The 5,525-nt window shown below is 66.0% G+C and carries 2 protein-coding genes; one reads left to right on the top strand and one right to left on the bottom strand.

All coding sequences use genetic code 11. The annotated features are described in order from the left end of the window. Nucleotides 1-2,480 (bottom strand): proline dehydrogenase family protein (locus tag X803_RS17515; RefSeq protein WP_084033329.1); only part of this gene is annotated, 2,480 nt, incomplete at its 3' end. A gap of 364 nt (nucleotides 2,481-2,844) precedes the next feature. Here X803_RS17515 and leuS point away from each other — a divergent pair. Beyond that, nucleotides 2,845-5,337 carry a leucine--tRNA ligase gene (gene leuS, locus X803_RS0103300; protein WP_035777771.1) on the top strand — a complete coding sequence of 831 codons (2,493 nt, stop codon included), beginning with the start codon at nucleotides 2,845-2,847 and terminating at the stop codon, nucleotides 5,335-5,337. Nucleotides 5,338-5,525 lie beyond the last annotated feature (188 nt).

Raw genomic sequence — 5,525 nt, forward strand, 5'->3', positions numbered from 1 at the left:
AGCTCCAGCCATGATTCACCCTCTCCGAGGGTGGTGAGGGCGTCCTTGAGCTTGCCGGCGGCCGGCTCAATGATCGGACCCATCTCGGTCTCAGGGTCTTCCGGGTACCCGACCTTCAGGGAAGCCGCGGCGTCGATGAGCTGGTTGCGGAAGCGGGCGGAGGTGCCCGCAGAGCCCACCAGGATAGCCAGCGATGCAGCGGAGCACTTCTGGCCGGCATGCCCGAAAGCCGATCTGACGACGTCGGCGGCGGCAAGGTCCAGGTCCGAGCTCGGCGTAACGATCAGCGAATTTTTACCGCTCGTCTCGGCCAGCAGCGGCAGGTCCCTGCGCCAGGAGCGGAAGAGCCTGGCGGTGTCATATGCGCCGGTCAGGATGACCCGGTCCACGTCCGGGTGGGAAATCAGGTGCTGGCCGACGGGTCCCTCTTCGACGTCGGCAAATACCAGCACGTCGCGGGGGATGCCGGCGTCCCACAGGGCCTGAACCATGACGGCGGCGCACCGCTTGGCCTGGGGTGCCGGTTTCAGGATCACGGCGCTTCCGGCGGCCAGTGGAGCGAGGACGGATCCGGCCGCAATGGCAACGGGGAAGTTCCACGGCGGGGTGGCCACGGTCAGCGCGGCAGGAACAAAGCGTGCACCCTCCACCTGGTCCAGCTCTTCGGCGAGAAATGCGTAGTAGTTGGCGAAGTCGATCGCCTCCGAAATCTCCGGGTCGGACTCCGCGATGGTCTTCCCGGTTTCGCTTGCCGAGACCTCCACGAGGTCACCCCGGCGGGCAGCAAGCTGGGCAGCCGCAGCGCGGAGCACCACCGCCCGCTCCGCACCGGTCCGGGAAGACCAGTCCCGCTGTGCTGCGCGTGCCGACCGGACGGCGGCATCCACCTCACCCTCCGCATCGAGCCGGGAGGACTCGACCAGGGAAACACCCAGGGTGGAACCGGGAACCCGGTCGAGGATGCCGGCGGCCCACGCCCGGATAGCAGGTAGCGAGGGGTCGGAATCGGACTGGTTGTGGAATTTCCCCGGCCCGGTCGCGGTGAAGCGGTCCGGAGCCTGTGACCGGTTGGGCTCTGGAACCGTGGAGTCAAGCTCCGCGAGCGAGGCCAGGAAACGGTCCTTCTCGCGCTCGAACAGTTCACTGTTCTTCGTCAGTTCAAAGACAGCACTCATGAAATTTTCCTGGCTCGCGTTCTCCTCAAGGCGGCGAATCAGGTAGCTGATGGCGACGTCGAACTGCGCGGGCTTCACCACCGGGGTGTACAGCAGCAGCGACCCGACATCCTTGCGCACCTCGGCGGCCTGGTCTTCGGCCATGCCGAGCAGCATCTCGAACTCGATCCGGTCCTCGACACCGCGGGCAACGGACAGGGTACGCGCAAGGGCAATATCGAACAGGTTGTGCCCGGCCACGCCCAACCGGACCGCGTCCGCGTTCTCGGGCCGCAGGGCCCAGTCCAGGCAGCGCTTGTAGTTGGTGTCCGTCGCCTGCTTGCTGGGAAGGGTGGCGGGCTCCCAATTGTGGACGGCGGCATCCACCAGTTCCATGGCCAGGTTGGCGCCCTTGACCAGGCGCACCTTGATGGCGGAACCGCCGGCCGCACGCCGCTCCTGGGCCCACGCGGTCAGATCCTGGAGGACGGCGAGCGCATCCGGCAGGTAGGCCTGGAGCACGATTCCCGCCTCTAGGTTGCGCAGATCCGGCGTCTCCAGGATGCGCTTGAACACCGCCACCGTCAGATCGAGGTCGTGGTACTCCTCCATGTCCAGGTTGATGAACTTCGGAGCCGGTGAGGACGCCGCCAGCCGGTACAGCGGCAGCAGCCGTTCGGCCACCCGCTCGACGGTCCCCTCGAAATCCCAGAGGTTGAGCGTACTCACAACCGAAGAGACCTTGATGGAGACATAGTCGACGTCGTCGCGCGCGAGCAGTTCCCGGGTTCCGGTAAGCCGCGCATCCGCCTCCCGGTCGCCCAGCACTGCTTCACCGAGAAGGTTGATATTGAGGCGGACGCCCTCCCCGCGCAGGGCGGCGATCGACCTGCCAAGGTGGGAGGGACGGGCGTCAACGATCAGATGGCCCACCATCTCGCGCAGCACCCGCTGCGCAACGGGCACAACCACCCGGGGAAGGGCCGGTGCCATGACCCCTCCCAGGCGCACAGCTCCCTTCATATACCAGGGCAGGAACGACGGCGCCTTCCGTGCGAGGCGGGCGAGGTTCCGTGCAGCGACGGACGGGTCTTCGGGGCGGATCACCCGGTCCACGAATCCGATCGTGAAGTCCAGTCCGTTCTGGTCCTTGAGGACCTCAGCGAGGAGCTGCGCTGACTTGGAGCCACGCGAGCTCACGGTGGCTGCGGGCCGCTGTGCCGCGGTGCGTGCCTCATCCAGGTGCAGCCACCGGCGCACCAGCGCGACTGCGTCATCGCCAAGGGCCAGCGGTGAGGGATCTGCGGTAGGAATTGTCTGTGTCATGTTCGTCTACCTAACGACGACGGGCCAGAGTGCCTGCGAAGCAGTCCACCCCTCGGGGTGGCTGGCCGATCAGCCGCGGGCGCATTCCGCCTCGGCGTCCTGGGCGCAATAACAGATAAAAGCGTCCAATGGAAATATGGTAACGCTTCGAAAACGCCCCGGAGACCAAACTGCGCTAAGGTAAAAGCATGTTCGCGCAACTGCTCCTTATCTAGCCGCGCATTCCGCGCGGCCGCCCCTCGAAGTGTCGAGGGGCTTTTGTATGTCCGGGTCCCGTTCGGCGTCCAGGCACACCACCGGGAGCGGTCCGGCGAATTTGAAGACGGTCACCAGTGATCAACAGACAGGGCAAGTAACAGTGAGCATGAAACCCACGGCCGAAGAGTCGGACGCCGGTACCTACAGTTTCGCGGATATCGAAGCCAAATGGCTTCCGGTCTGGGAACAGCTCAACACCTTCACCCCGGTCGACGACGGCAGCAGGGAACGCCGCTACGTGCTGGACATGTTTCCCTACCCATCCGGGGACCTTCACATGGGTCACGCCGAAGCCTTCGCAATGGGCGACGTCGTCGCCCGCTACTGGCGGCAGCTCGGCTACGACGTTCTTCACCCGATCGGCTGGGACTCCTTCGGCCTGCCGGCGGAAAACGCCGCCATCAAGCACAACGCGCATCCGAGCGAGTGGACCTACGCGAATATCGACACGCAGGCGGCGTCCTTCAAGCGCTACGCCATCAGCGCGGACTGGTCCAGGCGGCTGCACACCTCGGATCCCGACTACTACCGGTGGACGCAGTGGCTGTTCCTGCGGTTCTTCGAGAAGGGGCTCGCCTACCGCAAGGACCATCCGGTCAACTGGTGCCCGCGGGACCAGACGGTGCTCGCCAATGAGCAGGTAGTCAACGGCGCGTGTGAGCGGTGCGGCAGCCCGGTCACCAAGAAGAGCCTCAATCAGTGGTATTTCCGTATCACTGACTACGCCGACCGGCTGCTCGAGGACATGGAGCCGCTGACCGGTCACTGGCCTGAACGGGTGCTGGCGATGCAGCGGAACTGGATCGGCCGGTCAGAGGGCGCCCATGTAACTTTCACCATCGAAGCCGATGATGACCTGCCTGCCCGCGACGTCACGGTCTTCACCACGAGGCCTGACACCCTCCACGGAGCCACCTTCTTCGTCGTTGCCGCAGACGCGGACCTCGCCGCGGAGCTGGTGACTGGCGAGCTTGCGCCCGCGCTCAACCGCTACCGCGAGAGCGTGAACGCGCTGAGCGATATCGAACGGCAGTCCACCGAACGGGAAAAGACGGGCGTCTTCACCGGCCGTTACGCGGTGAACCCGCTGAACGGCGAAAAGCTGCCGGTCTGGGCAGCCGACTACGTGCTCGCCGACTACGGCACCGGCGCCATCATGGCGGTTCCCGCCCACGACCAGCGGGACCTTGACTTCGCACGCGCCTTCGAGCTCCCCGTGCGCATGGTGGTGGATACCGGCGAAGAGGACCCTGCGTTCTCCGGCAAGGCGACCATCGGTGAAGGCACCCTGGTCAACTCCGGTGAGCTGAACGGCCTGACCAAGGAAGCGGCCATCCAGCGTGCCATCGAACTGGTCGCGGCCCAGGGCACGGGTGAGCGCACGGTCAACTACCGACTGAGGGACTGGCTCCTGTCCCGGCAGCGTTTCTGGGGCACACCCATCCCCATCATCCACTGCGGTGCCTGCGGTGAGGTGCCGGTACCCGATGACCAGCTTCCGGTGCGGCTCCCGAGCGATCTGCGCGGGGAGGACCTCGCGCCCAAGGGAACCTCGCCGCTCGCTGCGGCAACCGAGTGGGTCAACGTACAGTGCCCGCAGTGCTCCGGACCAGCGACGCGGGACACCGACACCATGGACACCTTCGTCGATTCATCCTGGTACTACCTGCGGTTTGCCGACCCGCAGTGCGACGACGCGCCGTTCGATCCGGACAAGGTCAACCAGTGGCTGCCCGTGGGCCAGTACGTGGGCGGAGTGGAGCACGCCATCCTGCACCTGCTCTACAGCCGGTTCTTCACCAAAGTGCTCTTTGACCTCGGACTGGTCAACTTCACCGAACCCTTCTCCGCGCTGCTGAACCAGGGGCAGGTGCTCAACGGCGGCAAGGCCATGAGCAAATCCCTCGGTAACGGGGTCAACCTGGGCGAACAGCTTGACCGTTACGGGGTCGACGCCATCCGGCTCACCATGGTGTTCGCCTCCCCGCCGGAGGACGACGTCGACTGGGCGGATGTGTCGCCGTCGGGTTCGGCGAAGTTCCTGGCCCGTGCCTGGCGGCTTGGCGCCGACGTCACCTCGGCACCGGGCACCGACCCGGCACTGGGGGACCGTGCGCTGCGCTCGGTGACACACCGCACCCTCGCCGACGCCGCTGAACTGCTGCACAACAACAAGTTCAACGTGGTCATCGCCAAGCTCATGGAGCTCGTCAACGCCACGCGTAAGGCGATCGACTCGGGACCGGGCGGCGCGGACCCTGCCGTCCGTGAAGCGGCAGAAGTGACAGCGGTTATTTTGAGCCTCTTCGCCCCCTACACCGCGGAGGACCTCTGGGAGCGGCTGGGCCATCCCGCTTCGGTTGCAGCAGCCGGCTGGCCGCCGCTGGATGAATCGCTGCTCGTCCAGGACACGGTCACCGCCGTCGTGCAGGTGCAGGGGAAGGTGCGCGACCGCCTGGAAGTCCCGGCGGACATCACCGAGGATGCACTCAGGGAGCTTGCGCTCGGCTCCGCCCAGATCCAGCGCACGCTGGCGGGTCGGGAGATCCGGACGGTCATTGTCCGAGCGCCCAAACTGGTGAACATCGTTCCGGCCTGACCTGCCGGGGGAGAAGGTTCCACAGTGGCCTGGTTTGATCGCCGAAGAGGCACGGCTGCCGTCGTCGGAGAAGCCTCCGCGGAACCGGCGACGGCCGTTGTCACGGATTCCGCTGCCGCGCTTCCGCAGGACTGGATCACGGGGAACGGACCCGCGGTAGGCGTGACGATCGTGCCCATGCCGGTGAT

Source organism: Arthrobacter sp. 35/47 (genome assembly GCF_000520475.1).
In the GTDB taxonomy this organism is placed as follows: Bacteria; Actinomycetota; Actinomycetes; order Actinomycetales; family Micrococcaceae; genus Arthrobacter_D; species Arthrobacter_D subterraneus.